Source organism: Xenorhabdus khoisanae (genome assembly GCF_001037465.1).
GTDB lineage: Bacteria > Pseudomonadota > Gammaproteobacteria > Enterobacterales > Enterobacteriaceae > Xenorhabdus > Xenorhabdus khoisanae.
The window spans coordinates 1-25,196 of the sequence record NZ_LFCV01000140.1 but is presented as its reverse complement, the minus strand read 5'-3'; the positions used below and the strand labels follow the sequence as shown (position 1 = coordinate 25,196).

At 43.1% G+C, this 25,196-nt stretch carries 19 protein-coding genes and 1 other annotated feature; of the genes, 10 read left to right on the top strand and 9 right to left on the bottom strand.

The window, feature by feature from the left end; genetic code table 11:
* The first annotated feature begins 199 nt into the window (after positions 1–199).
* From AB204_RS17460 to oppF, 6 genes are all read left to right on the top strand, one after another.
* On the top strand, positions 200–1,840 hold the full coding sequence (locus AB204_RS17460) for an ABC transporter substrate-binding protein (protein ID WP_047964658.1): 1,641 nt from the start codon (positions 200–202) through the stop codon (positions 1,838–1,840).
* Between the two features lie 130 nt (positions 1,841–1,970).
* Positions 1,971–3,617 carry an oligopeptide ABC transporter substrate-binding protein OppA gene (oppA, locus tag AB204_RS17455; protein WP_047964657.1) on the top strand — a complete coding sequence of 549 codons (1,647 nt, stop codon included), beginning with the start codon at positions 1,971–1,973 and terminating at the stop codon, positions 3,615–3,617.
* Positions 3,618–3,702: 85 nt separating this feature from the next.
* Positions 3,703–4,623: an oligopeptide ABC transporter permease OppB gene (gene oppB, locus AB204_RS17450; protein WP_047964656.1), complete on the top strand. Its 921-nt coding sequence runs from the start codon at positions 3,703–3,705 to the stop codon at positions 4,621–4,623.
* 14 nt (positions 4,624–4,637) lie between these two features.
* On the top strand, positions 4,638–5,546 hold the full coding sequence (gene oppC / locus AB204_RS17445; RefSeq protein ID WP_047964655.1) for an oligopeptide ABC transporter permease OppC: 909 nt from the start codon (positions 4,638–4,640) through the stop codon (positions 5,544–5,546).
* A 9-nt stretch (positions 5,547–5,555) separates the two neighbouring features.
* Positions 5,556–6,554: an ABC transporter ATP-binding protein gene (oppD, locus tag AB204_RS17440; protein WP_047964654.1), complete on the top strand. Its 999-nt coding sequence runs from the start codon at positions 5,556–5,558 to the stop codon at positions 6,552–6,554.
* Positions 6,551–7,552, top strand: a complete 1,002-nt coding sequence (gene oppF, locus AB204_RS17435; RefSeq protein ID WP_047964653.1) for a murein tripeptide/oligopeptide ABC transporter ATP binding protein OppF — start codon at positions 6,551–6,553, stop codon at positions 7,550–7,552. The genes oppD and oppF overlap by 4 nt, the downstream gene beginning before the upstream one ends.
* Before the next feature lie 120 nt (positions 7,553–7,672).
* On the opposite strand, the gene AB204_RS17430 is transcribed toward oppF, so the two are convergent.
* Entirely contained in the window at positions 7,673–8,002 is a 330-nt protein-coding gene (locus AB204_RS17430; RefSeq protein ID WP_047964659.1) for an HI1450 family dsDNA-mimic protein, read from the bottom strand.
* 102 nt (positions 8,003–8,104) lie between these two features.
* Positions 8,105–9,565: a cardiolipin synthase gene (gene cls / locus AB204_RS17425; RefSeq protein WP_047964652.1), complete on the bottom strand. Its 1,461-nt coding sequence runs from the start codon at positions 9,563–9,565 to the stop codon at positions 8,105–8,107.
* A 259-nt stretch (positions 9,566–9,824) separates the two neighbouring features.
* Between cls and AB204_RS17420 the strand changes: the two genes are divergently transcribed.
* The 3 genes from AB204_RS17420 to AB204_RS17410 all read left to right on the top strand — a co-directional run bounded on the left by AB204_RS17420 (position 9,825) and on the right by AB204_RS17410 (position 13,042).
* A complete protein-coding gene (locus AB204_RS17420) occupies positions 9,825–12,434 on the top strand; it encodes a YdbH family protein (RefSeq protein ID WP_047964651.1) in 2,610 nt (869 codons plus the stop codon).
* Positions 12,435–12,525: 91 nt separating this feature from the next.
* A complete protein-coding gene (locus AB204_RS17415) occupies positions 12,526–12,711 on the top strand; it encodes a YnbE family lipoprotein (protein ID WP_235428128.1) in 186 nt (61 codons plus the stop codon).
* 10 nt (positions 12,712–12,721) lie between these two features.
* Positions 12,722–13,042 (top strand): YdbL family probable chaperone protein, encoded by a 321-nt coding sequence (locus AB204_RS17410; RefSeq protein ID WP_047964649.1) that lies wholly within the window; start codon positions 12,722–12,724, stop codon positions 13,040–13,042.
* A gap of 43 nt (positions 13,043–13,085) precedes the next feature.
* Here AB204_RS17410 and AB204_RS17405 read toward each other — a convergent pair whose 3' ends face one another.
* Positions 13,086–13,724 (bottom strand): FMN-dependent NADH-azoreductase, encoded by a 639-nt coding sequence (locus AB204_RS17405; RefSeq protein WP_047964648.1) that lies wholly within the window; start codon positions 13,722–13,724, stop codon positions 13,086–13,088.
* A 325-nt stretch (positions 13,725–14,049) separates the two neighbouring features.
* On the opposite strand from AB204_RS17405, the gene hrpA reads away from it, so the two are divergent.
* Complete coding sequence (gene hrpA / locus AB204_RS17400; RefSeq protein ID WP_047964647.1) at positions 14,050–17,955, top strand: ATP-dependent RNA helicase HrpA; 3,906 nt, start codon at positions 14,050–14,052, stop codon at positions 17,953–17,955.
* A gap of 179 nt (positions 17,956–18,134) precedes the next feature.
* Here hrpA and trpA read toward each other — a convergent pair whose 3' ends face one another.
* Genes trpA through AB204_RS17370 form a run of 6 tightly spaced genes read right to left on the bottom strand, consistent with a single transcriptional unit; the run spans position 18,135 to position 24,721 of the window.
* On the bottom strand, positions 18,135–18,941 hold the full coding sequence (trpA, locus tag AB204_RS17395) for a tryptophan synthase subunit alpha (RefSeq protein ID WP_047964646.1): 807 nt from the start codon (positions 18,939–18,941) through the stop codon (positions 18,135–18,137).
* A complete protein-coding gene (trpB, locus tag AB204_RS17390) occupies positions 18,941–20,131 on the bottom strand; it encodes a tryptophan synthase subunit beta (protein ID WP_047964645.1) in 1,191 nt (396 codons plus the stop codon). The genes trpA and trpB overlap by 1 nt, the downstream gene beginning before the upstream one ends.
* 30 nt (positions 20,132–20,161) lie before the next feature.
* The gene (gene trpCF / locus AB204_RS17385; RefSeq protein ID WP_047964644.1) at positions 20,162–21,526 is read right to left on the bottom strand and encodes a bifunctional indole-3-glycerol-phosphate synthase TrpC/phosphoribosylanthranilate isomerase TrpF; all 1,365 of its coding nucleotides are present in this window, start codon (positions 21,524–21,526) and stop codon (positions 20,162–20,164) included.
* A 2-nt stretch (positions 21,527–21,528) separates the two neighbouring features.
* Entirely contained in the window at positions 21,529–22,527 is a 999-nt protein-coding gene (gene trpD, locus AB204_RS17380; protein ID WP_047964643.1) for an anthranilate phosphoribosyltransferase, read from the bottom strand.
* Positions 22,528–22,583: 56 nt separating this feature from the next.
* Positions 22,584–23,162 carry a glutamine amidotransferase-related protein gene (locus AB204_RS17375; protein WP_047964642.1) on the bottom strand — a complete coding sequence of 193 codons (579 nt, stop codon included), beginning with the start codon at positions 23,160–23,162 and terminating at the stop codon, positions 22,584–22,586.
* Positions 23,162–24,721, bottom strand: a complete 1,560-nt coding sequence (locus AB204_RS17370; protein WP_047964641.1) for an anthranilate synthase component 1 — start codon at positions 24,719–24,721, stop codon at positions 23,162–23,164. The genes AB204_RS17375 and AB204_RS17370 overlap by 1 nt, the downstream gene beginning before the upstream one ends.
* A gap of 43 nt (positions 24,722–24,764) precedes the next feature.
* Positions 24,765–24,864, bottom strand: a sequence feature (Trp leader region).
* Positions 24,865–25,196 lie beyond the last annotated feature (332 nt).

Below are 25,196 nucleotides of genomic sequence, written 5' to 3'. Positions count from 1 at the left end.
AGATGTGTATAAGAGACAGATACAGTGGTAACGAATAATCTTAATCCTTTAATAAATTTATTATAAAAACTATATAACAATTATTATATGAGTATAGATTTTTGGTAGGTTAATTCGTACTTGTTAACGGAATAAGTTAATTATTGGGGTTAGTAGATTAAAAGTGATTCATTTGTTGTTTATCACTTGGAGGAAAAAAATGAGAAAAAAAACATCAAAGTTGAGTCAGTTGATTTCGAGTATCGTTTTATTATCGGTTCCTGCCGTACAGGGAATTACTGCGACTGTTCCGGCAGGGATCACGCTAGCCGAAAAACAGGAAGTAACCGTTAACAATGGTGTTGAAGTGACTTCACTGGATCCGCATAAAGTTGAAGGTGGTCCAGAAACGACCGTTATCCGTAATTTGTTGGAAGGGTTGGTAACGACAGACTCAAATGGCGAGACAATTCCGGGGGTGGCAGAAAGGTGGGAAAATGAAGGTTATAAGGTGTGGACATTCTATTTACGTAAAGATGCCAAATGGAGCGATGGTAAGCCCGTTACTGCACAGGATTTTGTCTACAGTTGGCGTCGTTTGGCCGATCCAAGCACGGGGTCACCTTATATCAGTTATTTGCAATATGCCTATATTCAGAATGTCGATGAGATTTTAAAAGGAACAAAGTCACCGGATCAATTGGGTGTCAAGGCGCTGGATGATCGTCGTTTCCAAGTAACCCTCAGTCAGCCAGTTCCCTATCTTGTTGATATGTTGAGTCATACAGCAGTAAAGCCCGTCAGGCAGGATGTAGTAGAAAAATGGGGTAATAAGTGGACGTTACCAGAAAATTATATTGGTAATGGTGCTTATATTTTGAAATATTGGGTAGTTAATGAGCGAATTGTTTTAACGCGTAATCCACAGTATTGGAATAATAAAGAAACTATCATTGAAAAGGGTACTTTCCTGCCGATTGTTTCAGGAATCAGCGATGTTAACCGCTATCGCAGCGGGGAAGTGGATATTACTGACAGTGCTATTCCACCCGATCTGTATAAAAAAATGAAACGGGATATTCCCGACCAACTGCAAGTTTCACCTTACCTGTGCACATTTTACTATGAAATCAATAATCAAAAACCTCTGTTTAAAGATAAACGGTTACGGGAAGCCATAAAACTGAGTCTTGACCGGGATATTATTGTTGAAAGGATTATGGGGCAGGGACAAATTCCTGCGTATAGTTTCAGCCCGACTTATATTGGTAGCGGCCTGACGATTAATCCCGAATGGGCAAGCTGGTCACAGGAGCAACGCAATCAACGGGCAAGGGAATTGTTGAAAGAAGCCGGTTTTGATGCCCGTAATCCCCTGAAATTTACCTTGTTATACAACACATCAGAACAAAACAAACAACAAGCCATTGCTGCGGCTTCTATGTGGCAGAAAAATATTGGTGCAAAAGTCACTCTGCAAAATCAGGAATGGAAAACCTCTCTCCAGAATCGCCATCAGGGACATTTTGATGTCGCAAGAGCGACATGGTGTGGCGACTATAACGAACCCTCTTCTTTCCTGAACATATTGTTGTCAACGAGTAGTAACAATACCACTTTCTATCAAAGTGAGGCTTTTGATAATTATCTTCGTCAGGCACTTGTTGCTAAAGACGAAGCAGCGCGTAAGAAACTTTATCAGGAAGCTGAAGCTCAACTCGATAAAGACTCTGGACTGATACCAATTTATTACCGTGTCAGCGTTCGTCTTATTCGTCCTGCGGTTGGGGGAATGACAGGGAAAGATCCCCTTGATTATGTTGATCTGAAAAATTTGTATATTAAAAAAGTGAGTTACTGATCGCCATCACAAAATATTATCTTGCTGTAAACAAAATAGTTCATTTTTAGGGCGGATAATAACCATTCTAATACGTGTGCGTGGATATAACATCCATGGATAAGATGATATTAATAGGAGTAAGAATAAGATGATAAACACAACAAAGAAAAAACTTGCTGCTGGCATTACAGTAGCGCTAGGGATAATGATGGGGTGGCAGGCCTTTGCAGCGCAAGTGCCTGCTGGCGTGCAACTGGCAGATCCTGCAAAACAGGTGATGGTCCGTAACAATGGCTCTGAACCGCAATCATTGGATCCTCATAAAATCGAAGGTGTGCCTGAATCCAACATTGCCCGAGATTTGTTTGAAACTTTGGTGATTAATGGCCCTGATGGAGAAATTTTGCCCGGTGTTGCAGAAAGCTGGGAACATAATCAGGATTTTAAAGTTTGGACATTCCACCTACGTAAAGATGCAAAATGGTCCAATGGTGACCCTGTCACTGCGCAGGATTTTGTTTACAGTTGGCGTCGAGTGACAGACCCCAATACCGCTTCTCCTTATGCAAGCTTTATGCAATATGCCCATCTTTTAAATGTTGATGATGTGATTAAAGGTAAACAAAAACCGGAAGCATTGGGTGTTAAAGCATTAGATGAGCGTACATTACAGTTAACACTTAGTGAACCAGTTCCTTATTTAGTCAGATTATTTATTCACCCGACCACTTCACCTGTCCATCGCGCAACAATTGAAAAATATGGTGAGAGATGGACACAACCACAGAATTTTGTTGGTAATGGTGCTTATAAACTGAAGAGTTGGGTGATTAATGAGCGTATGGTTTTTGAACGCAGCCCAACATATTGGGATGATAAGAATACTGTTATCAATCAAGTCATTTTCTTGCCAATTTCATCTGAAGTTACTGACGTCAACCGTTACCGCTCTGGTGAAATTGACATGACTTACACTAACTTACCGGTTGAATTATTCCAAAAACTGAAAAAAGAAATTCCCGAACAGTTGCGTGTGAATCCGTATTTGTGCACTTATTTTTATGAAATTAACAACCAAAAACCTCCCTTTAATGATCCTCGCGTACGTACTGCGCTGAAATTAGGAATGGATCGCGATATTATAACTTACAAAGTTAAAAATCAGGGAGATTCACCAGCTTACGGTTTTACCCCACCCTATATCGCTGATTTTAAAGATGAAAAACCAGATTGGTATAGTAAACTTAATCAGCAACAGCGTAACGAAGAAGCGAAAAAACTATTGGCGGAAGCCGGGTTTACTAAAGATAATCCGCTGAAAATTAAGTTATTGTATAACACTTCTGATCTTCACAAAAAATTAGCGATTGCTGCCGCTTCTCTCTGGCAAAAAAATATTGGCGTTAAGGTTGCTCTCGAAAACCAGGAATGGAAAACCTATCTGGATTCCCGCCATCAAGGTAACTATGACGTTGCCCGTACCGGATGGTGTGCAGATTATAACGAAGCCTCCACCTTCCTGAACTCGATGCTATCTGATAGCAGCAATAATACCGCGCATTATAAGAGCAAAGAATTTGATGCGTTAGTGAAACAATCCCTCCAGGCAAAAACCGATGAAGAACGTGCAGAAATTTACGCCAAAGCGAATGCTCAGTTGGATAAAGATTCAGCAATAGTTCCTCTCTTCTATTATGCGAGCACCCGTTTAGTTAAACCTTATGTCGGTGGCTATACCGGCAAAGATCCATTGGAAAACCTCCACACCAAAGATTTATACATAATAAAACACTAGGAATCAGTAGGTGGCCCAATCTATTGGGTCGCCTGCTTGTCAGATAATTAAAAGCCATGGTTTGGCTAAACAATAGGAACGGGCAATGCTAAAGTTTATTTTACGCCGCTGCTTAGAGGCGATCCCGACACTTTTTATTCTCATTACGATTTCGTTTTTTATGATGCGACTTGCACCGGGTAGTCCATTTACAGGGGAAAGGAAGCTACCGCCGGAAGTTATGGCAAATATTGAAGCGAAATACCATTTGAATGACCCTATCTATAAACAATACTTCAATTACTTAATCCAACTTTCCAAAGGGGATTTTGGCCCTTCATTTAAATATAAAGACTATAGTGTCAATGATCTGGTTGCAGAAGCGCTGCCAGTTTCGGCCAAATTGGGACTTGCTGCCTTTGTTATGGCAGTCATATTTGGGATCAGTGCGGGGGTTATTGCGGCATTAAATCAGAATACAAAATGGGACTATACGGTGATGGGATTTGCCATGACGGGGGTTGTTATCCCCAGCTTCGTGGTTGCCCCCTTATTAGTGCTTATATTTGCCATTACATTAAAATGGTTGCCGGGGGGAGGCTGGAATGGTGGGGCGCCTAAGTATATGCTTCTGCCGATGGTTGCTCTTTCTCTCTCTTATATTGCCAGCATATCCCGTATTACCCGCGGTTCTATGATCGAAGTCTTGCATTCCAACTTTATTCGCACAGCACGAGCCAAGGGTTTGCCATTGCGAAAGATTATTTTCCGTCATGCGTTAAAACCCGCTTTATTACCCGTCATTTCTTATATGGGGCCTGCATTCGTAGGCATTATCACAGGCTCAATGGTCATTGAGACGATTTTTGGTTTACCCGGTTTGGGCCAATTGTTTGTTAATGGCGCATTAAATCGTGACTACTCACTGGTACTCAGCCTGACGATTCTGGTGGGGGGCTTAACCATCATGTTTAATGCTATCGTTGATGTGCTGTATGCCGTCATCGATCCGAAAATTCGTTACTGAGACTGGAGCACGCAATGTTACTGAATAAAAAAAATAGCGAGGCTCTGGAAAATTTTTCTGAGCAGCTCGAAATAGAAGGCCGCAGTTTGTGGCAGGATGCACGTCGTCGTTTTATGCATAACAAAGCAGCGATTACGAGCTTATGTATTTTGTTTCTGATCACATTATTTGTGATTTTAGCGCCAATGCTGTCTCAATTTGCCTACGATGATACAGATTGGAACATGATGACGATGCCACCGGATTTTGAATCCAGCCACTATTTTGGCACCGACTCATCAGGGCGTGACTTATTGGTGCGTGTTGCCATTGGCGGACGAATTTCGTTGATGGTGGGGATTGCCGCCGCCTTGATTGCCGTGTTATTCGGCACTCTGTATGGCGCAACGTCAGGCTATCTTGGCGGTAAAATTGATATGGTCATGATGCGCTTGTTGGAAATCCTCAACTCTTTTCCATTCATGTTTTTCGTTATCCTTCTGGTCACTTTTTTTGGTCAAAACATTCTGTTAATTTTCGTTGCGATAGGCATGGTGTCATGGCTGGATATGGCACGTATCGTCCGGGGTCAGACATTGAGCTTAAAGCGCAAGGAATTCATTGAAGCCGCTTTGGTTTGTGGTGTTTCTACCCGCCATATTGTTTTACGCCACATCGTACCAAACGTATTAGGTGTTGTGGTGGTTTATGCCTCATTACTCGTACCCAGCATGATCCTGTTTGAATCCTTCTTGAGCTTCCTTGGTTTGGGAACTCAGGAGCCGCTCAGTAGTTGGGGAGCTTTGTTAAGCGATGGCGCTAATTCTATGGAAGTTGCTCCATGGTTATTGTTATTTCCGGCAGGCTTTCTGGTAATGACCCTGTTTTGTTTTAACTTTATTGGTGACGGCCTGCGAGATGCCCTCGATCCGAAAGACCGTTAAGGAGAGCCTATGAATAGCGTAGAAACTGCAAAAAATACTGAATCACTCTTGTCGGTGAAAGACTTGAATGTGACATTCAGCACTCCTGATGGCAACGTGACTGCCGTGAATAAACTAAATTTTGACTTACAGGCAGGGGAAACACTGGGGATCGTGGGAGAATCTGGCTCTGGTAAATCTCAGACTGCATTTGCATTAATGGGATTATTGGCCAGTAATGGTTCTGTCAGTGGCTCTGCTAACTTTAATGGGCGAGAAATTCTCAATTTGCGGGAAAAAGAGTTAAACAGAATGCGGGCAGAAGAGATCTCGATGATATTTCAAGATCCTATGACTTCCCTCAATCCCTATATGCGAGTTGATGAACAATTAATTGAAGTGCTGATGCTGCATAAGAATATGAGTAAAAGCGAAGCCTTCGAAGAATCTATTCGTATGCTGGATGCTGTTAAGATGCCAGAGGCACGTAAGCGGATGAAAATGTACCCGCATGAATTCTCTGGTGGTATGCGTCAGCGCGTCATGATTGCCATGGCATTACTGTGCCAGCCTAAGCTGTTGATTGCAGATGAACCGACAACTGCACTGGATGTGACGGTTCAGGCGCAGATCATGACATTACTTAATGAACTGAAAAAAGAATTCAATACCGCCATTATCATGATTACCCACGATTTGGGTGTTGTGGCAGGTATCTGTGACAAAGTATTGGTTATGTATGCAGGGAGAACGATGGAATATGGCACGGCGCGTGACATATTTTATCATCCCACACATCCATACTCCATCGGGCTATTGAACGCCGTTCCTCGTTTGGATGGTGATGAAGAATCACTGGTGACCATTCAGGGTAATCCTCCCAACTTGTTGCGTTTGCCGAAAGGATGTCCATTCCAGCCACGTTGCCAGTTTGCCACTGAGCGTTGTGCTCACGAAGAACCACAATTGGAAAAATTTAACCTTGGGCGTTTGCGTGCCTGCTTTAAACCCCGGGAGGAATTAGTATGAGCACAATAGCTGAAAAACGTGTCCTGTTGGAAGTCGATGACCTCAAAGTTTATTTTGATATTAAAGATGGAAAGCAATGGTTCTGGCAGCCGGCTAAGACCTTAAAAGCCGTAGATGGTGTGACCCTGAGATTATACGAAGGTGAAACACTGGGCGTCGTGGGTGAATCGGGTTGTGGAAAGTCAACGCTTGCCAGAGCTATTATTGGGCTGGTAAAAGCTTCTGGTGGGGCAGTTACGTGGCTCGGGCAGAACCTGTTGGAGATGGGTGACAAGCAATGGCGGGATATTCGCAATGATATTCAGATGATTTTCCAAGATCCGTTGGCATCGTTGAACCCGCGTATGACCATTGGTGACATTATTGCTGAACCATTGAAAACTTATTATCCCAAAATGAAGGATAGGGAAATAAAAGAAAAAGTTAAACAGATGATGATGCGGGTAGGGTTATTGCCCAATCTGATTAACCGTTATCCTCATGAATTTTCTGGCGGGCAGTGCCAACGTATCGGAATTGCCCGCGCTTTGATCCTGGAGCCTAAATTAGTTATCTGTGATGAACCTGTTTCTGCACTGGATGTTTCCATTCAGGCGCAAGTTGTTAACTTATTGCAGGAATTGCAGCGGGAAATGGGGCTTTCCCTGATATTTATTGCGCATGACCTATCGATAGTGAAACACATATCAGATCGTGTATTGGTGATGTATTTGGGGAATGCGGTAGAGTTGGGAACGTATGATGAGGTTTATCATAATCCGTTGCATCCTTATACCCGGGCACTGATGTCGGCAGTACCGGTTCCTGATCCAGACAAAGAGCGCAACAAACATATTGAATTGCTGGAAGGGGAATTGCCTTCACCGATTGATCCCCCATCTGGATGTGTATTCCGCACCCGCTGTCCAATGGCAGATGCTGAATGTGCTAAGACTCGCCCATTGCTTGAAGGTAGCTTTAAGCATGCGGTGTCTTGTCTCAAAGTTGATCCGCTATAGTGGGTGATGCGGAAGATATATATCATGTGACACTGTCACTGATTTAAACTGACATAAATAAAATGCCCTCATCGTGAGGGCATTTATCTGTTAGTCATATCCTGAGGAGGGTGTGAATAGTTATTTTTTCCACAGGATATGGTAGACAGGGTGAGACTTTTCCCGGCAAATCAAAATGCGGGCAAAAACATCATCAATTTCGGCATCTTCTGATTCTGCCAAGCCAATAATGACTTCTGAGAAAAACTCGGGATCCAACTTAAAATCAACATGCTCAAACCAAATATCAGAAGGCTCCAGTAATTCAGCTCCACCCCGTTCTTCAAATTGCAAATTAAACAATAGACTATCGGCCGGGTCGAGATTAGAGAGGGCTTCTTCCAGAAAGATATCGTAGGCTTTTTCAAGCGCCTCATCCTCAGTCATTCGGTTGTTAATATCCAATTGCATAGAATGTGTCGGTTGATTTTCCATGATGGCAGTATCCGAGATTAATTACAGGGTGAAATTAAAACATGTTCTATATTGAATGCATACTTTTTCTGTCACGAACTATAAAAGAGGGCTGAAAAAGTAGCATACACGTTCAAGAATACGACTCCAAACCGGGCGCTTTTCCCATTCATTGCTGGCAAGCAGCGTTGAACGCATAATATAGTCTTGTTGAACCAGCGTTAAATCATTTCCAAAGTGTTCATCGTCAATCACAACCGTAATTTCAAAGTTCAACCACAAACTACGCATATCCAAATTGACGGAACCGACCATACTAAGCTGCCCATCGACCAAAACACTCTTGGTATGTAATAGCCCATCTTCAAATTGATAGATTTTTACCCCTGCTTCCAATAATTCAGTAAAAAATGCCCGGCTGGCCCAGCGCACCAGAAATGAATTGTTTTGGCTGGGCACAATGATACTAACATCAACACCACGCATGGCTGCGGTACAAATCGCATGCATTAAATCATCACTGGGAACGAAATAAGGTGTGGTAAGAATAAGTTGCTCACGGGCAGAAAAAATAGCAGTCATCAAGGATTGTTGGATTAATTCATCAGGAAATCCCGGTCCGGAAGCAATAACTTGAGCGATATGCCCACTGGCTTGCTCAAATGGCATGATGGTGCTGTCAGGCGGTGGCGGAAGATGACGCTGTCCTGTTTCCATTTCCCAGTCAAACGCATAGATAATACCGAGTGTTGTCGTGACCGGGCCTTCCATTCTTACCATGATATCGACCCATTGCCCGACCCCTGCATTTTGTTTGAAAAAACGAGGATCAACCATATTCATGCTGCCAGTGTATGAAATATGATTATCGATCAGAATAATTTTTCTATGTTGACGTAAGTCCATGCGCCGCAAGAACAAGCGAAAGATATTCACTTTTAGCGACTCGATAAATTCAATGCCGACCTTGCGCATAATATCAGGATATGGGCTGCGAAAAAATTGCCAGCTTCCGGCCGAATCCACCATGATACGACATTTAACACCGCGCTTGGCCGCACGCATCAGGGCATCGGTAACCTGATCGACTAATCCTCCGTATTGCCATATATAAAATACCATCTCAATATTATATTGGGCATTTTCAATATCATGGATAATGGCTTTCAGGGAGTTATCATAAGATGTCATTAATTGCATTTTGTTGCCCCTGACACCTTTGATTTTTTGGCGACGTTCGCACAATTGAAATAGCGGCGTAGCCACCTCACTATTTTCATTGGTAAAAATATGGGAGGATTTTCTTAACTCCGAAAGCCATTTGGCGACAGATGAACGCATTTGTCGGGCTTGCTCCACTCTGCGTTTGCCAAGATGTAATTCGCCAAATGATAGGTAAGCGACAATTCCGACTAAAGGAAGGATGTAAATAATTAGTACCCAAGTCATTGCTGATGTCACTGGACGGCGTTTCATCAAAACACGAATAGTGATACCAGCAATAATCAACCAGTATAAGAAAATCGCCAGCCAGTTAAGTACAGAATAAAAGGTTGTCATACGTGGCAATCAATCCTGTTTATTTAAGTATTTTATACTGTCATTACCACAAGTTTCTAGAAAATTGATCAAACGATCAACCTAATACCATTAATTTAACAGATAGTCGTCAAAGATAATTATAGAAGTTACAGTGTATTATTGATACGCCGAGCTTTTTATGATTTCTTAATCTATCTTTCATCTTAGGACTGATTCTAATGCCTTCTGTATTGATGGTGTAAAGTCAGTTAATACACCTATGTATTAGACGTTTTATATGACAAGACTATTAAAAGTGTTTGCAGTGATGGTGATTGTGCTGATGTTATTGGTGTTGGCGGGGTGGTATACACTTCCACGCTGGCTGCCATCGATTGCCGGTCATTGGCTGCCACAGGGAGTGACGCTTTCTTTGAGCCAACCAAAATGGAAAAAGAATGCACTATGGTTGGATAGGCTGTCATTGAAGGCCAAGACATGTGAATGGATAAATGTATCTGGATTATCCATAGAATATTCACGCCGAGAAAATACCGAAGGCCGTCATTGGGAAGTTCATGTTGCCAATATTGATACTCAAAGCCAATGTTTGGTTCACTTGCCTGTTACTGAAAAACAGTCAGCACCATTATCTGTACAAGATATATTATCCCATATCCCTGTAATTAACCTTGTTGTTGACCATCTTGCCATTATGCCGTGGCAAGAATTCTCGGGCAGACTCCAATTTGATTCCTCATCCCAGAGCCAAACGCTCTCTTATCAGGGTGAGAAATTAACGCTGAACGCACATATTACAGATAAAAAAACGCTCATTATTAATCAATTTTTGGTGAAATTGCCTGAACAGGAAATTAGCCTGAATGGAGATATTACCTTACCTTTAGAGCTTAAATCACTCCCTGAACAAGGCCAAATAACAGCTCATTTATCTGTGAGCCAATACCCGGAACCATTGCAGATGGCATTGAAATGGAAGGGGAAGAGTGGATTGTTTACTGTTATTGGGGAAAAGAGACAGCAATTACTCGCGGAGTTACCTTGGTCATTCGATGCATCTCAATTCTTGATCAGTGATGGTAAATGGCAATGGCTGGCAGCCAACCAACCGTTGTCTGGTGGGATTAACATCAGGCTAGAACAGTGGAAAAAAGGGTTAGCGGGGATGTCTGTCAGTGGGCGGGTAAATCTGGTGACTCAAAATGAGAAAGGTAAAGGCAATGTCGTTTTGTCAGTGCCATCAACACCAATCAATGTGACCAATGCACATATTCCATTCCAGTTAACTGGGCAAGTCAATAGCGGGAAAATGATCATGACCATGTCATTACCTGCTGTTGTCACTGGGCCTTGGGTGGCACCCAAGATCACCTTTCAATCAGGAGCATTGTTTCGTGCATGGGGAAAGGTGAGTGAGACTTTTACTGTTAAAGAAGCTCGTTTGCCTTTAGCGGGCACGTATTTGACTCGTGAGGGTTTTACTGGTCGTCTACAGGCCATTTTGCGGGCGCAAGATAGCTATTGGGGAACATTCAAATTACATCTGGATGGGTATGCAGAAGATTTTATGCCTGATCAGGGAAGCTGGAAATGGCGTTCTTGGGGGAATGGAAATTTACCGCCCCTGCAAGCTAAATGGGACCTTGCAGGTACAGGAAGCTGGAAGCAATCACAGATAACGGTGGATGGATTAAATACAGGGTTTGATCGCATTCAATATGGTCTTGTGCAAATGAAAACACTCCGTTTAAAACTGACTAAGCCATTAGTTTGGGAACGTTCGGCAAGTCGTCCTGCATTTACGGGGGATTTGCAATTATCTGCCCAAAAAACTGAATTTCGATCTGGTGGTTTTTTACCGCCATTTGATTTTAAGGCCACATTGACTGGGCAATCACCAGATAATTTTATACTGAATGGCAAATTACATTCCAAAGGTATTGGCCCGATTCCATTTTATGGACGTTGGGATGGGGAACGATTAAGAGGAGAAGCTCGTTGGCCTCAGCAGTCTTTATTAGCTTTTCAATCCTTGATCCCACCCGATCTGGGAATTACAGTGCGTGGCGGTAAAATTTATGCTCAGGCTGCTTTTTCAGCCGCGAAAGGGCAAGGACTGCGTGCTGGGGGTCACTGGGTAGTGAAAGAGGCGAATATGTGGCTGAAAAACGGGGAAGTTGATGGTTTGGATTTTGTGCTGCCATGGCGTTTGCAGGGACATACTTGGCAGTTGGGATTAACATCACCCGTCCGGCTTCGCATCAAAGCCATTAAGGGGCTGTTTGGCATGCAGAATGTAACAGCCGATTTACTGGGTTTTTATCCACCAACCAATGCACAGCCGTTGGTATTGACTAATGTGAATGTTGATATGCTGGATGGTCAGTTGAAAATGAACAAATTGCAGCTTCCCCAAAAAGAGGCTGCGGTATTGCGATTTAACAAACTGAACCTAAGCAAATTGTTTGGTGTATTAAAAGTGAAGCAAATAGCAATGTCAGGAAAAATCAGTGGTGAATTGCCGATCTTATTAAATGACGAAAAGTGGATTATTCAGCGAGGCTGGGTATCTAATGAAGGATATCTGACCTTGAGGTTGGATAAGGACACGGTTGACTCTATAGGAAAAAATGACTTATCAGCCGGTATGGCAATGGATTGGTTACGTTATTTAGAAATCAGCCGTTCAAAGGCCTATGTGACTCTCGATAATTTGGGAATTTTGACATTACATGCTGAGATCAGTGGGGTTAATCCCGTGGTTGATAAAAAGCGGGAGGTCAGGCTCAACTATCGGCATGAAGAGAATATTTTTCAGTTATGGCGCAGCTTACGGTTTGGCAGTAATCTGGAAGAATGGTTACAGAAAAATATATCGGTGATGTAGGAATTAATTAGATGGAAATAAAACGGCAGGCAGGATTGACTGGGAGTGATAAATGATAACAAAAATTGGATGCAGAATATCATCTGTCAGAATGGGTATGGCGTTGGTAAGCGTAATGTTGATCAACATAGTATTGGTGGGTTGTGTCAGACTGGAAGTTGCGACACCTGATAAGCCCATCAATATCAATATGAATGTGAAAATTGAACATGAAATTCATATTAAGGTCGATCGGCAAGTTGAAGACATGCTCAAAAACAACTCTAACTTATTCTAAGGGCTGGAATATGAAAAAAGCAGGAATGATCTTTATTTTGAGTCTGCTATTCAGCTCCTTTGCTGCGGGAATGACATTGAACGAAGCAAAACAACAAGAGCTGGTGGGAGAAACATTCAGTGGCTATCTGGCACCCGTAAAAAATACCAAAGACGCTCAGTCTGTAGTTAAAAAAATTAATGAAGAGCGGGAAAAAAAATATACTGAAATTGCGGTTCAAAACAATATGACAACAGATCAAGTCGCAAAAATCGCGGGTGAAAAATTGGTGAATCGGGCAACTTCAGGAGAGTATGTTCTTGGTATCAATGGAAATTGGGTGAAAAAATAAGCGCGCCGTTTGGCGCACTCAATCTTTATCAAGCTACCTTTTGTTAGGCTACAGCTTTTTCGAGTTGCGCCTGTCCCATTTTTTCTATGACATCATCTATCGCATCATGGGCATTCTGATGTGCTTGGTTGGCAGGTTCTGCACCGAATGCCAAACCTTCAGCAAACACAAATTCCACATCGGTAATGCCAATAAATTTGAGAAAAACACGCAGGTATGGTGTCATCAAATCTGTAGGGCTATCTTTATGAATACCACCTCGGCTACTCAAGATAATAGCGCGTTTACCTTTTAGCAAACCTTCAGGGCCTTTCTCGGTGTACTGAAAAGTCAAACCAGCACGGGCAACCAAATCAAAATAGGTTTTGAGCTGAGTAGGGATCGTGAAGTTATACATTGGTGCAGTGATGACAATAACATCGTGTGTTTTTAATTCTGCAATCAACTCATCTGACAGTGCTAATGCTGATTTTTGGCGTTCTGTCAATTCTGCATCGCTTGGACGCAAGGCACTGACCAACTCTCCATCCAGTACTGGAACCGGATTTTCAGCGAGATCGCGTGTGGTAATGTTGCTCTCTGAGTGGTTAGCCAGCCATTTTTCAGCAAAATAGTCAGCCATTTTATTACTTTGAGAATATTGAGCCAGAATGCTGGATTTCAGAAGCAGTACTTTATTCATTCTTTACTTCCTTAGTTATCTTAAGAACTATACTTAAGAACTATAACTTTGTTTATGATATGACTGTGTTTTATTTTATATAGAGAATTGTTCAGTCAATAGCTCAATATTTTGAGGTAAGAATTCAAATTCATTGAATAACGGGTGATTGCCCATTAAATTTAGCGCCAATAAAACGGTAAATTGACTAAATTGAGGGTGTATATAAAATACATAGAGTTGCATAAGATATGTTACACTTCTCTGATAGTTAAGTCATAAGAATTATCCTCTGAGCCTGCAAAGACAGCGCTACTCAGTTAAAAACGTCACAAGGATTTATCACGTGGAATCACCTTTGACAGCACCACTTGCTGAATTATTCGCTGAACTTGATCACACCCCGCTGCGCGATCAGTTCCGTTTGAGAAAACGTCTGCATGGAGCAGCAAAAATCAAAAATCAAGCTTCTTTGCAGGCTGTAGCACAATCTATTTCTGCGGATATTGCGACGGCAAAACAGAAAGCGATTAACCGTCAGGCGTCATGCCCTTCGATTCAATACCCTGAAAACCTACCTGTTAGCCAGAAGAAAGATGATATCTATAAAGCCATTCGGGATAATCAGGTTGTTATCATTGCAGGGGAAACAGGTTCGGGTAAAACAACTCAGATCCCGAAAATTTGCCTTGAGTTGGGCAGGGGCATCAAAGGGTTAATCGGGCATACTCAACCTCGTCGTTTGGCTGCCCGTTCAGTTGCTAACCGCATTGCGGATGAATTGGAAACCCCGCTTGGCTCAACGGTCGGTTATAAAGTACGTTTTAATGATCAGGTCAGTGACAATACGTTGGTTAAGTTAATGACAGACGGTATTTTGCTGGCGGAATTACAACAAGATCGCTTGTTACTGCAATATGATACGTTAATTATCGACGAAGCTCATGAACGTAGTCTGAATATCGATTTTATTCTTGGTTATTTACGTCAATTATTACCAAAACGCCCGGATCTGAAAGTTATTATTACTTCTGCAACCATTGATCCTGAACGTTTTTCCCGCCATTTCAACAATGCACCGATTATTGAAGTGTCAGGGCGGACTTATCCGGTGGAAGTGCGTTATCGGCCTATGGCAGGTGATGATAATGACAGTGATAGGGATCAGCTTGAAGCTATCATTGATGCCGTGGATGAGTTGGGACGAGAAAGCTCTGGAGACATACTGGTTTTCATGAGCGGCGAACGTGAAATCCGGGATACGGCGGATGCACTCAGTAAGCAAAATTTCCCACATACCGAAATCCTGCCACTTTTCGCCCGGTTGTCTAACAGCGAACAGAACCGGATATTCCAGTCCCATGTTGGGCGCCGAATCATCTTGGCAACTAACGTAGCGGAAACATCGCTGACTGTACCCGGAATCAAATATGTGATCGATACCGGCTTTGCGCGCATTAGCCGATACAGTTATCGAACTAAAGTCCAGCGCTTACCGATAGAACCTATTTCTCAGGCATCTGCCAATCAGCGAAAAGGGCGCTGTGGTCGTGTTTCAAACGGAATTTGTATCCGTCTCTATTCGGAAGATGACTTTTTATCACGTCCGGAATTTACTGATCCTGAAATTCTGCGCACTAATCTGGCTTCTGTTATTTTACAGATGACCTCTATTGGTTTGGGAGATGTCAGTGCATTTCCATTTGTTGAAGCGCCGGACAAACGCAATATCCAAGATGGTGTCCGTCTTCTGGAAGAACTGGGGGCTATTGATCCTGAATCCCTGTCAGAAGGAAACTACCGGCTGACTGCCATGGGGCAGCAATTGGCACAGTTACCTATCGATCCACGTTTGGCTCGTATGGTTTTAGAAGCCAAAGCACATGGGTGTGTTCGTGAAGTAATGGTGATTACTTCAGCATTGTCGATCCAAGACCCACGAGAAAGACCACTGGAAAAGCAGCAAGCTTCCGATGAAAAACATCGTCGTTTTGCGGATAAAGATTCAGATTTCATTGCGTTCCTGAAATTGTGGGATTTTCTGGTGGAACAGCAGAAAGCGCTTTCCAGTTCCCAATTCCGCAAGCTTTGCCGTCAGGATTATCTGAATTATCTTCGCGTTAGAGAATGGCAGGATATTTACACCCAGCTACGCCAGGTTGTTAAAGAAATTGGTTTGCCGATCAACAGCCAGGAAGCGGATTATAAAAGTATTCATATTGCTTTGCTGACGGGTTTATTATCCCATATCGGGCAAAAAGACACAGATAAACAGGAGTATACAGGCGCGCGTAATGCCCGTTTTTCTATTTTCCCTGGCTCTGGCTTATTTAAAAAGCCACCTAAATGGGGAATGGTAGCCGAATTAGTGGAAACCAGCCGCTTGTGGGGGCGTATTGCTGCACGTATCGAACCTGAATGGGTAGAGCCATTGGCAGCACATTTAATTAAGCACCATTACAGCGAACCTCATTGGCAAAAATCGCAGGGCGCAGTAATGGCAACGGAAAAAGTCACCCTGTATGGTTTGCCAATTGTGGCGGGGCGTTTGGTGAATTATAGTCAGATTGATCCTCTGCTATGTCGTGAATTGTTTATCCGTCACGCATTGGTGGAAGGGGATTGGCAGACACGTCACTCATTTTTCCGCGCTAACCTGAAACTGCGTGAAGAAGTTGAAGAACTGGAACACAAATCCCGTCGACGGGATATTCTGGTAGATGATGAAACGTTGTTCAGTTTCTATGATCAGCGAATTGGCAAAGATGTTATTTCATCCCGCCATTTTGATCGCTGGTGGAAAATAATAAGTAAAGATCAACCAGAATTGCTCAATTTTGAAAAGAGCATGTTGATCAAAGGCGATGCCAATAAAGTCAGTGCGTTGGATTATCCGAATTATTGGCATCAGGATAATTTGAAATTCCGCCTGAGTTATCAGTTTGAGCCAGGAACCGATGCCGATGGCGTGACTGTGCATATTCCGTTGCCGGTGTTGAATCAGGTAAAAGATGAAGGTTTCGACTGGCAAATTCCGGGCATTCGTCACGAATTGGTTGTTGCGTTGATTAAGTCATTGCCAAAGCCAATACGCCGTAATTTTGTACCTGCACCTAACTATACGCAGGCATTTTTGGAGCGGGTCACCCAACCTCAGGCTACCTTACTGGATAGCCTTGAGAAAGAATTACGTCGTATGACAGGTGTGACAGTGTCACGTGAAGATTGGCAATTGGAACAAGTTCCAGATCATCTTAAGATCACATTCCGCGTTTTGGGCGAGAAAAATAAACCGTTAGCGGAAGGCAAGAATTTGTCGGAGCTGAAACTAAAATTAAAAGGGAAAGTTCAGGAAACACTTTCAGCAGTAGCTGATGATGGCATTGAACAAAGTGGGCTGCATATTTGGAGTTTTGGCGAATTGCCTGAGCGCTATGAGCAGAAACGCGGTGGTTATTCCGTTAAAGCATTTCCGGCATTAGTGGATGAAAAAGACAGTATTGGCATTAAATTGTTTGAGACTGAATCTGAACAGCAAAATGCGATGTGGGAAGGAACTCGTCGTTTGTTATTGCTGAACATTCCATCACCGATTAAATATCTGCATGAGAAATTACCGAACAAGTCCAAATTAGGTCTGTACTTTAACCCATATGGAAAAGTATTAGATTTGATTGATGATTGTATCTCTTGTGGTGTGGATAGATTGATCGCAGAAAATAGCGGGCCAGCGTGGAATGAGCAGGCGTTTTCCTGTTTGCAGGATAAAGTCCGTGCCGATTTGAATGATGCAGTCGTTGATATTGCCAAACAGGTGGAGCAGATCCTGACGGCGGTCTTTAATATCAACAAGCGCCTGAAAGGGCGGGTAGATATTGCCCTCGCACTGGCGCTATCGGATATTAAAGAGCAAATTTCCGGTCTGGTCTTTAATGGATTCGTAACTTCTCATGGCTGGAAGCGTCTGGCAGATGTTCTGCGTTATTTGAATGGTATTGATCGTCGGCTGGAAAAATTAGCGGTTGATCCCAACAAAGATAGGGCACACATGAGCCGGATTGAGCATATTCAGCGCCAATGGCAACAATGGCAGGCAAAATTGTCTAGCCAGCAGAAACAATTGCCGGAAGTGAAAGAAGTTCGTTGGATGATTGAGGAACTTCGGATTAGCTTATTTGCCCAGCAATTGGGGACTGCGTATCCAATATCAGATAAACGTATCTTGCAGGCGATGGAAAATATCACATTGTGATCTTGAAGATTATGGGCTGTTTTTGTTTTATGGCAGCCCATAAATTTGTCTTTGATTAGGGAAGTGTTACTAATACATTTATAGTTACAACATACAAATAAATTAAACTCCCATAACCACAAACTATGGGAGCACATCGACATATTCCCTCATAAAAATTCTATAAGGGAATTGTAGGACTATAATTGTGTGGCAGCTTTCATGGCGCGAACAAAAGCCATTAACTTTTCCAGCATCACCTGAGGTTGGTGAAGATTTTCTTCGATGATTTTTACAATGGCAGAACCTGAAATCGCACCTTTAGCACCATTATTGAGTGCAATTGTCACCTGTGAAGGTTCGGAAATACCAAAACCTTGTAGGGCAGGGGCAGCATGATATTCTTGGAGCTTATTGACCAGATGGCCCAATGGTTGTTTGGCACGATTTTCACTACCAGTTACTCCCGCCCTTGATAGCAGGTAAGTATATCCACGTCCAAATGAAGCAATTTCACGCAGTAAATCATCATCTGCATTCGGGGGGCAGATAAAGATCGGGGCAATGTCATATTTCATGGCGGCTGAACGGAAAGGTAACGATTCAGATATCGGTACATCAGCCACTAAAACGGAATCAACACCAGCCTCTTTGCAGCAACGGTAAAACTCATCAATCCCATTGTGGAAGACTAAATTTGCATAGACTAACAGACCAATTGGGGTATCGGGATGTTTAGCCCGAATTTTTGCCAGCAGACTGAAGCACAATGTAGGCGTGACCTTGGATGATAACGCACGTAAATTGGCATTCTGGATAGTTGGGCCGTCAGCAAGGGGATCTGAAAATGGAATACCTAATTCAAGCGCATCAGCGCCACCAGCGATTAATGTATCAATGATTTCCAGTGATAATTCAGGATTAGGGTCGCCCAGGGTGACAAAAGGAACAAAAGCGCCTTGATTTTGATTTTCCAGCTTCTTGAAAAGTTGTTGATAACGTTCCATCAGATTTCCCCTCTGGATTTCAGAATATCGTGAACGGTGAAGATATCTTTGTCGCCACGGCCAGATAAGTTGACAATTAACAACTGCTCTTTATCAGGTTCCTGACGGATCATTTTCAGAGCATAAGCTAACGCATGAGATGACTCTAATGCAGGAATAATACCTTCATTGCGTGATAGTTCCTGAAAAGCAGCCAGTGCTTCTTCGTCAGTAATTGAGACATAATCAGCTCTGCCGATGCTGTTTAAATAGGCATGCTGCGGACCGACGGAAGGAAAATCTAACCCGGCCGAGATAGAGTAAGACTCTTCAATCTGCCCATCTTCCGTCTGCATAATCGGGGCTTTCATGCCAAAGTAAATGCCTAATTTTCCGTGTTTCAATGGAGCGCCATGTTCACCCGTTTCGATACCATGTCCGGCAGGCTCAACACCGATCAGACGAACGGTATTTTCTGGAATAAACTCAGCAAACAGGCCGATAGCATTTGAGCCTCCGCCGATACAGGCAATAACTGCATCGGGCAGGCGTCCTTCTTTTTCTAAAATCTGTGCCTTGGCTTCTTCACCAATCATGCGTTGGAATTCTCGTACTATCGTCGGGTATGGATGAGGGCCTGCTGCCGTTCCCAATAAGTAGTGGGCTTTTTCATAGCAGCCAGACCAGTCACGCATTGCTTCGTTGCAGGCATCTTTCAAAGTTGCGGAGCCGCTGTGAACAGGGATCACTTCAGCTCCCATCAAACGCATGCGAAAAACATTGGGGGATTGACGTTCAATATCTTTTGCACCCATATAAATACGGCATTTCAACCCCAATAACGCACAAGCCAACGCGGTTGCGACTCCATGCTGACCTGCGCCTGTTTCAGCAATGATTTCGTTTTTTCCCATTCGCTTAGCTAACAATGCTTGCCCCAAGACCTGATTGGTTTTGTGTGCGCCGCCGTGGAGTAAGTCTTCACGTTTTAGGTAAAGACGAGTTTTCGTACCTTTAGTCAAGTTGTGACACAGGGTTAAGGCTGTGGGCCTGCCTGCGTAGTTTTTCAATAAATCTTGAAATGCCTGCTGAAATTCAGGATCTCTTTGTGCCTCAATAAAGGCTTCTTCTAATTGATTAAGTGCAGGGACCAAAATTTGAGGGACAAATTGTCCGCCAAAGTCGCCAAAATAAGGATTCAATTTACTCATTATTCTACTCATCCATTTTTGTCTGAAAAATTAGTGATAACAGCGTAATTGTTGAAATACCTGTTTGATTTTTTGACTGCTTTTGATGCCCGGAGAAACTTCGACTCCAGAGTTAAAATCCAGTCCATAACAGCCGAGTGTTGCCGCTTGTTGGCAATTTTCTGCATTCAGGCCGCCTGCCAACATATTGTTATGCTGAAGTCGTGGATTAATTAACTGCCAGTCAAATGGTTTCCCTGTACCGCCTGAACCATTATCCAGCAATAAATGATCCACATTAGGTATTTCGGAAAATTCCGCAGTTTTGGACATATCGATAGCTTTCCAAATTTCACAGTGTTCAGGTAAAACAGCACGTAATATATTGATATAACCCTCGTTTTCATGTCCATGTAGTTGAACGGCGGTAAGTGAAAGTGTACGGGCGATACCACTGACAACATTGACGGGTTGATTCTGAAATACCCCGACATATTGTAAAGAAGCTTCATTGATGATCTGTTGGGCTTTTTGCAGGCTCACTTTACGCGGTGATTTTTCTGCAAAAATGAGGCCACCGTAGACTGCGCCCATCTGCAATGCCGTTTTGGCATCTTGTGGGCGGGTTAAGCCACAAATCTTGTTATCACCTAAAATCAGGCGGCGTAAAGCGAGATCTAAGTTTTGCTGTGCCATTAAAGAGCTGCCAATGAGAAATCCATGGGCAAATTGGCTTAATTCGCGCACTTGACGATGCTGATGGATGCCGGATTCGCTGATAATGATAGTGTCTTTGGGTAAACCAGCCGCCAGTTTACGAGTGCGTTCTAAATCAATGGACAAATCGCGCAGATCCCGATTATTGATACCAATAACCTTGGCGCCCAATTCAATTGCCCGTTGCCGCTCATTTTCGTTACTGACTTCGGTCAGTACGCCCATATCAAGACTGTGTGCCAGTGCGGATAAATCACGGTATGTATCGTCATCAAGAACGGAAAGCATCAGTAAAATAGCGTCGGCCTGATAATAACGGGCGAGGTAAACCTGATAAGCATCAATAATAAAATCTTTGCATAGAACCGGTTGGTGTACGGCAGAACTGACCATTTTGAGAAAATCATAACTGCCTTGAAAGTATTTTTCATCGGTCAAAACAGAGATTGCAGCAGCATAAGGCTGATAAGTTTTAGCAATGCGAACAGGATCGAAATCTTCACGAATTAATCCTTTTGAAGGGGATGCCTTTTTACATTCTAAAATAAAAACAGTCTGATTATGGGTTAAAGCCTGATAGAACCGACGATGACTCGGTACAATGGCATCAATAAAACTCTCCAGTGGTTGTTCTGCTTTACGAGTAATCAGGTAAGCCGCTTTATCATCAACAATTTTCTGTAATATGCTGGTTTTCATGATTAAATCCTTGCCGCCAATGCTGTCACTTTTTCATAAGCATGACCGCTATAAATGGTATTGAGTGCCAATTGTGTATTTTCCCGTAGATCTTCGTGCCCATGAATTTTCATCAAGAGAGCAACATTCGCTGCTACAGCATCGGCATGAGCTTTTTGCCCCCGGCCTTGCAGTAACAGCGCCAACATATCGCGATTCTCTTCCGGGGTTCCGCCTCTCAGTGAAGATATAGAATGGCCCGGTAAGCCAAAATCTGCTGCCGTTAATCGGTACTGTTTAATTTCGCCATGATTGAGTTCTGCAACATAGGTCGGGGCATGTAAAGCGACTTCATCCATACCGCCACTATGTACAACGGCGGCGCGTTGATAACCTAAAACCTGTAGGGTACGAGCTATGGGTTCTACTAATTCAGAACTGTAAACTCCAATGAGTGATAAGGGAGGGCGAGCAGGATTAATCAACGGGCCAAGTACGTTGAATAATGTCCGGGTTTTTAATTGCTGGCGAACTTGTGCTGCATGACGAAAGCCACTGTGATATTGAGGGGCGAATAGGAAACAGACACCAATATCATCCAGAGCACGGCGTGAATCTTCGGCACAAGTATCCAATGCAATGCCGAATGCCGCCAGTAAATCGGATGATCCAGAACGGCTGGAAATACTGCGGTTCCCATGTTTTGCCACTTTAAGCCCACAGGCTGCGGCAATAAAGGCGCTGGCCGTTGAAATATTGATACTGTTTGTACCGTCTCCGCCTGTGCCGACGATATCACAAAACATGTAATCAGGACGAGGAAAGGGAACTGCATTTGCCAGAAATGCCTGGGCCGCACCTGCAATTTCTTGTGGTTGTTCACCATGTAGTTTCAGACTAATTAATACAGCAGCCAATTGTGCATCACTCAACTCACCCTGAATAATGGCAGTGAATAGTTGCTGGCTTTCTTGCTGTGTCAGTGTTTGGGCACTGAATAATTTTTGAAAAATCAATTGCATTTTCCCATTCCTTCAAGTTTAGTGCCTTTAATTCGATACCTTCAAACCCAACATTTTTAACTCAGTGCCCACGCCAGAGTGTGTTCAAGCAATTTAGCGCCTTGGGTGGTTAAGATAGATTCGGGATGAAATTGAAGCCCACAAACCTTGTGTTCATCATGACGCACTGCCATGACGGTATCACCGCATGATGCCGAGACTGTCAGTGTTGCAGGAACATGCACAGCAGCAAGAGAATGATAACGAGCAACAGGTAGGGGATTTGGCAGGCCGGAAAACATAGCTTGTCCATCATGAGTGGCTGATGTTGCTTTACCATGCAGAATTTCTTGGGCAGCAGAGACTTTTCCTCCATAGGTTTCAATAATCGCCTGATGTCCAAGGCAAATGCCAATCACCGGAATTTTACCAATCACTTGCTTGACTAATTCAGGCATACAGCCTGCTTCTGACGGTTTCCCCGGGCCGGGTGACAGCATCAAAAGGGGAGATTCCATTTCGTGGAGTTTGGCAATAATGATGTCTGTAGCCACAGTATTGCGATAAATAATGACTTGATGGCTATGGGTTCTCAGTTGGTCCACGAGGTTATAGGTGAAGGAATCAACATTATCAAGCAGAAGAATATTAGCCATTAGAATGTCACCTCTACTTGATGGGATTGGGCTATAGCGCGAATGACGGCTCTGGCTTTATTGTGCGTTTCATCTACTTCTGATTGGGGAATGGAATCCAAAACAATACCGGCTCCGACTTGCACAGCAGCTTGACCGTTTTCCACATAGGCAGAACGAATGACAATGCAAGTATCAAAATCGCCTTTGCCAGTGAAATAGCCGACTGCGCCACCATAGCTACCACGCCGTTCGCCTTCATGTTCTGCAATGAGCTGCATGGCCCGAACCTTAGGCGCTCCTGTCAACGTACCCATATTCATGCAAGCCTGATAGGCATGGAAAATATCCAAATCATGGCGAAGCGTACCGACAACACGGGAAACCAAGTGCATGACAAACGAATAACGATCGACTTTGGTTAAATCGGCGACATATCGACTGCCCGGTTCACAAATGCGTGCCAGATCGTTACGTGCCAAATCAACCAGCATCACATGCTCAGACATTTCTTTCGCGTCAGTACGCATTTCCAGCTCAATCCGGCTATCAAGGTCGGCATCTAATTCTCCGTTGGCGTTGCGCCCGCGGGGGCGTGTACCGGCTATCGGATAAATTTCTATCTGGCGATTGTTGACATCATATTTAAGGGCGCTTTCTGGTGAGGCTCCGAACAGGCAAAAATCCTGATCTTGCATAAAAAACATATAGGGGCTTGGATTTTGTTTTTTCAATGTGTGGTAAGCACTTAATGGAGAAGGACATGGCAAGGTAAAACGCCGTGACGGAACAACCTGAAAGACATCCCCTTGGCGAACTGATTGCTGCAACTGCTGCACGATATCTGCGTATTGCTCATCACTCCGATTGCAATCAATGGTTATGTCAGACAGTTTGACAGGCAAGAGTGGCTGAAGGGGTTCCGAAATGGCAGAAGCCAATGTTGCCATACGTTCGTCAAGGCGTTGCCTTTCCGTATCGGATTCTCCAAACAGCATAGTTTGTAACGATGAATGCTTATATCGATGGTCAATCATCAATAGTGTTTCTGCGAGATAAAAACAGAAATCAGGGCAGCGCTGGTGGTTTTTTACTGTAGGTAATGGCTCAAACCCAGCCACTAAATCATAAGCAAACAACCCGCCAACGAAAATAGCCTCAGGAGATTCTGAGAAGGATGCCAGTGCTGCAAGAGCACGTAATGCGTCGAAAACAGAATCCGATTTTAGCCGGCTATCCTCGTCCAAATTTTGTTCTGTAGCAGGAAATTGTGCTCGAATAGTCTGTGATTCCATACTCAAACGGGCCTTTTCTGACAGTAAATCAGCGAGTATGGGAAGCAGGTTTTGACCGTTTTTGGTGAGCGCTTCAAAAGTAACTTGTCGTTTGTTGGCGGTAATGCGCATGGCACTATCAATGATCAACATACTTTTGAGGCTCTTTTTACTGTGGATTTCAGCAGACTCTAACAATAACGTAGCGGAACGATTGCCACAAAGCTGATGGAAAAGCAGTGTGGGATCTGTTTTATAAGCAGTATCCATCTGATTTACAGAGATATTAAATTCTTTGCCAGTCATATTTATCCCCTCGTTATTACCTTCGTTCACAAAAACTCAAGTTATAAAAAAACCCGCTTTTTAGGCGGGTTTTGGCACTTGCATATCTGTACTTATGTGCGTGAGCCAACCGCCCTGAATGGGAAGTTGTGCCACCAACCACTGATTTGCATCGTTTTTTGCATAAGTACGATCATTTTAAAATGCCTTATCTTTTAAATGGTATTTTAGTTAAGAATATCTACCGTACTAGTAAACTGGTTCATGGCTGGCTTGTCAATGATTTTTTTACTATCTATAGTCAAACCTATTAATAAATAAACTTAATGGGTTGAGTTTTTTATAAAAAACTAAAATTAAATTCTATTTAAGATATATTGATGTGTGCTTAAATATTTAATTATGCATGTAATACAATTATACAAATTTAAAGCACTTTTTTATAAGAGCAATCCAGTTGTAAATCAGCTTTAATAGACTTGGCGTGATTTAAAAG

Excerpts from the sequence above, each read along its gene's own strand:
- oppD (WP_047964654.1), top strand. The coding sequence starts at position 5,556 with ATGAATAGCGTAGAAACTGCAAAAAATACTGAATCACTCTTGTCGGTG.
- AB204_RS17370 (WP_047964641.1), bottom strand. The coding sequence starts at position 24,721 with ATGACTGGCAAAGAATTTAATATCTCTGTAAATCAGATGGATACTGCT.
- cls (WP_047964652.1), bottom strand. The coding sequence starts at position 9,565 with ATGACAACCTTTTATTCTGTACTTAACTGGCTGGCGATTTTCTTATAC.
- oppF (WP_047964653.1), top strand. The coding sequence starts at position 6,551 with ATGAGCACAATAGCTGAAAAACGTGTCCTGTTGGAAGTCGATGACCTC.
- AB204_RS17415 (WP_235428128.1), top strand. The coding sequence starts at position 12,526 with ATGGGTATGGCGTTGGTAAGCGTAATGTTGATCAACATAGTATTGGTG.
- AB204_RS17375 (WP_047964642.1), bottom strand. The coding sequence starts at position 23,162 with ATGGCTAATATTCTTCTGCTTGATAATGTTGATTCCTTCACCTATAAC.
- AB204_RS17405 (WP_047964648.1), bottom strand. The coding sequence starts at position 13,724 with ATGAATAAAGTACTGCTTCTGAAATCCAGCATTCTGGCTCAATATTCT.
- trpCF (WP_047964644.1), bottom strand. The coding sequence starts at position 21,526 with ATGAAAACCAGCATATTACAGAAAATTGTTGATGATAAAGCGGCTTAC.
- AB204_RS17460 (WP_047964658.1), top strand. The coding sequence starts at position 200 with ATGAGAAAAAAAACATCAAAGTTGAGTCAGTTGATTTCGAGTATCGTT.
- oppA (WP_047964657.1), top strand. The coding sequence starts at position 1,971 with ATGATAAACACAACAAAGAAAAAACTTGCTGCTGGCATTACAGTAGCG.
- trpD (WP_047964643.1), bottom strand. The coding sequence starts at position 22,527 with ATGCAATTGATTTTTCAAAAATTATTCAGTGCCCAAACACTGACACAG.
- trpB (WP_047964645.1), bottom strand. The coding sequence starts at position 20,131 with ATGAGTAAATTGAATCCTTATTTTGGCGACTTTGGCGGACAATTTGTC.
- AB204_RS17430 (WP_047964659.1), bottom strand. The coding sequence starts at position 8,002 with ATGCAATTGGATATTAACAACCGAATGACTGAGGATGAGGCGCTTGAA.
- AB204_RS17420 (WP_047964651.1), top strand. The coding sequence starts at position 9,825 with ATGACAAGACTATTAAAAGTGTTTGCAGTGATGGTGATTGTGCTGATG.
- trpA (WP_047964646.1), bottom strand. The coding sequence starts at position 18,941 with ATGGAACGTTATCAACAACTTTTCAAGAAGCTGGAAAATCAAAATCAA.
- oppB (WP_047964656.1), top strand. The coding sequence starts at position 3,703 with ATGCTAAAGTTTATTTTACGCCGCTGCTTAGAGGCGATCCCGACACTT.
- oppC (WP_047964655.1), top strand. The coding sequence starts at position 4,638 with ATGTTACTGAATAAAAAAAATAGCGAGGCTCTGGAAAATTTTTCTGAG.
- AB204_RS17410 (WP_047964649.1), top strand. The coding sequence starts at position 12,722 with ATGAAAAAAGCAGGAATGATCTTTATTTTGAGTCTGCTATTCAGCTCC.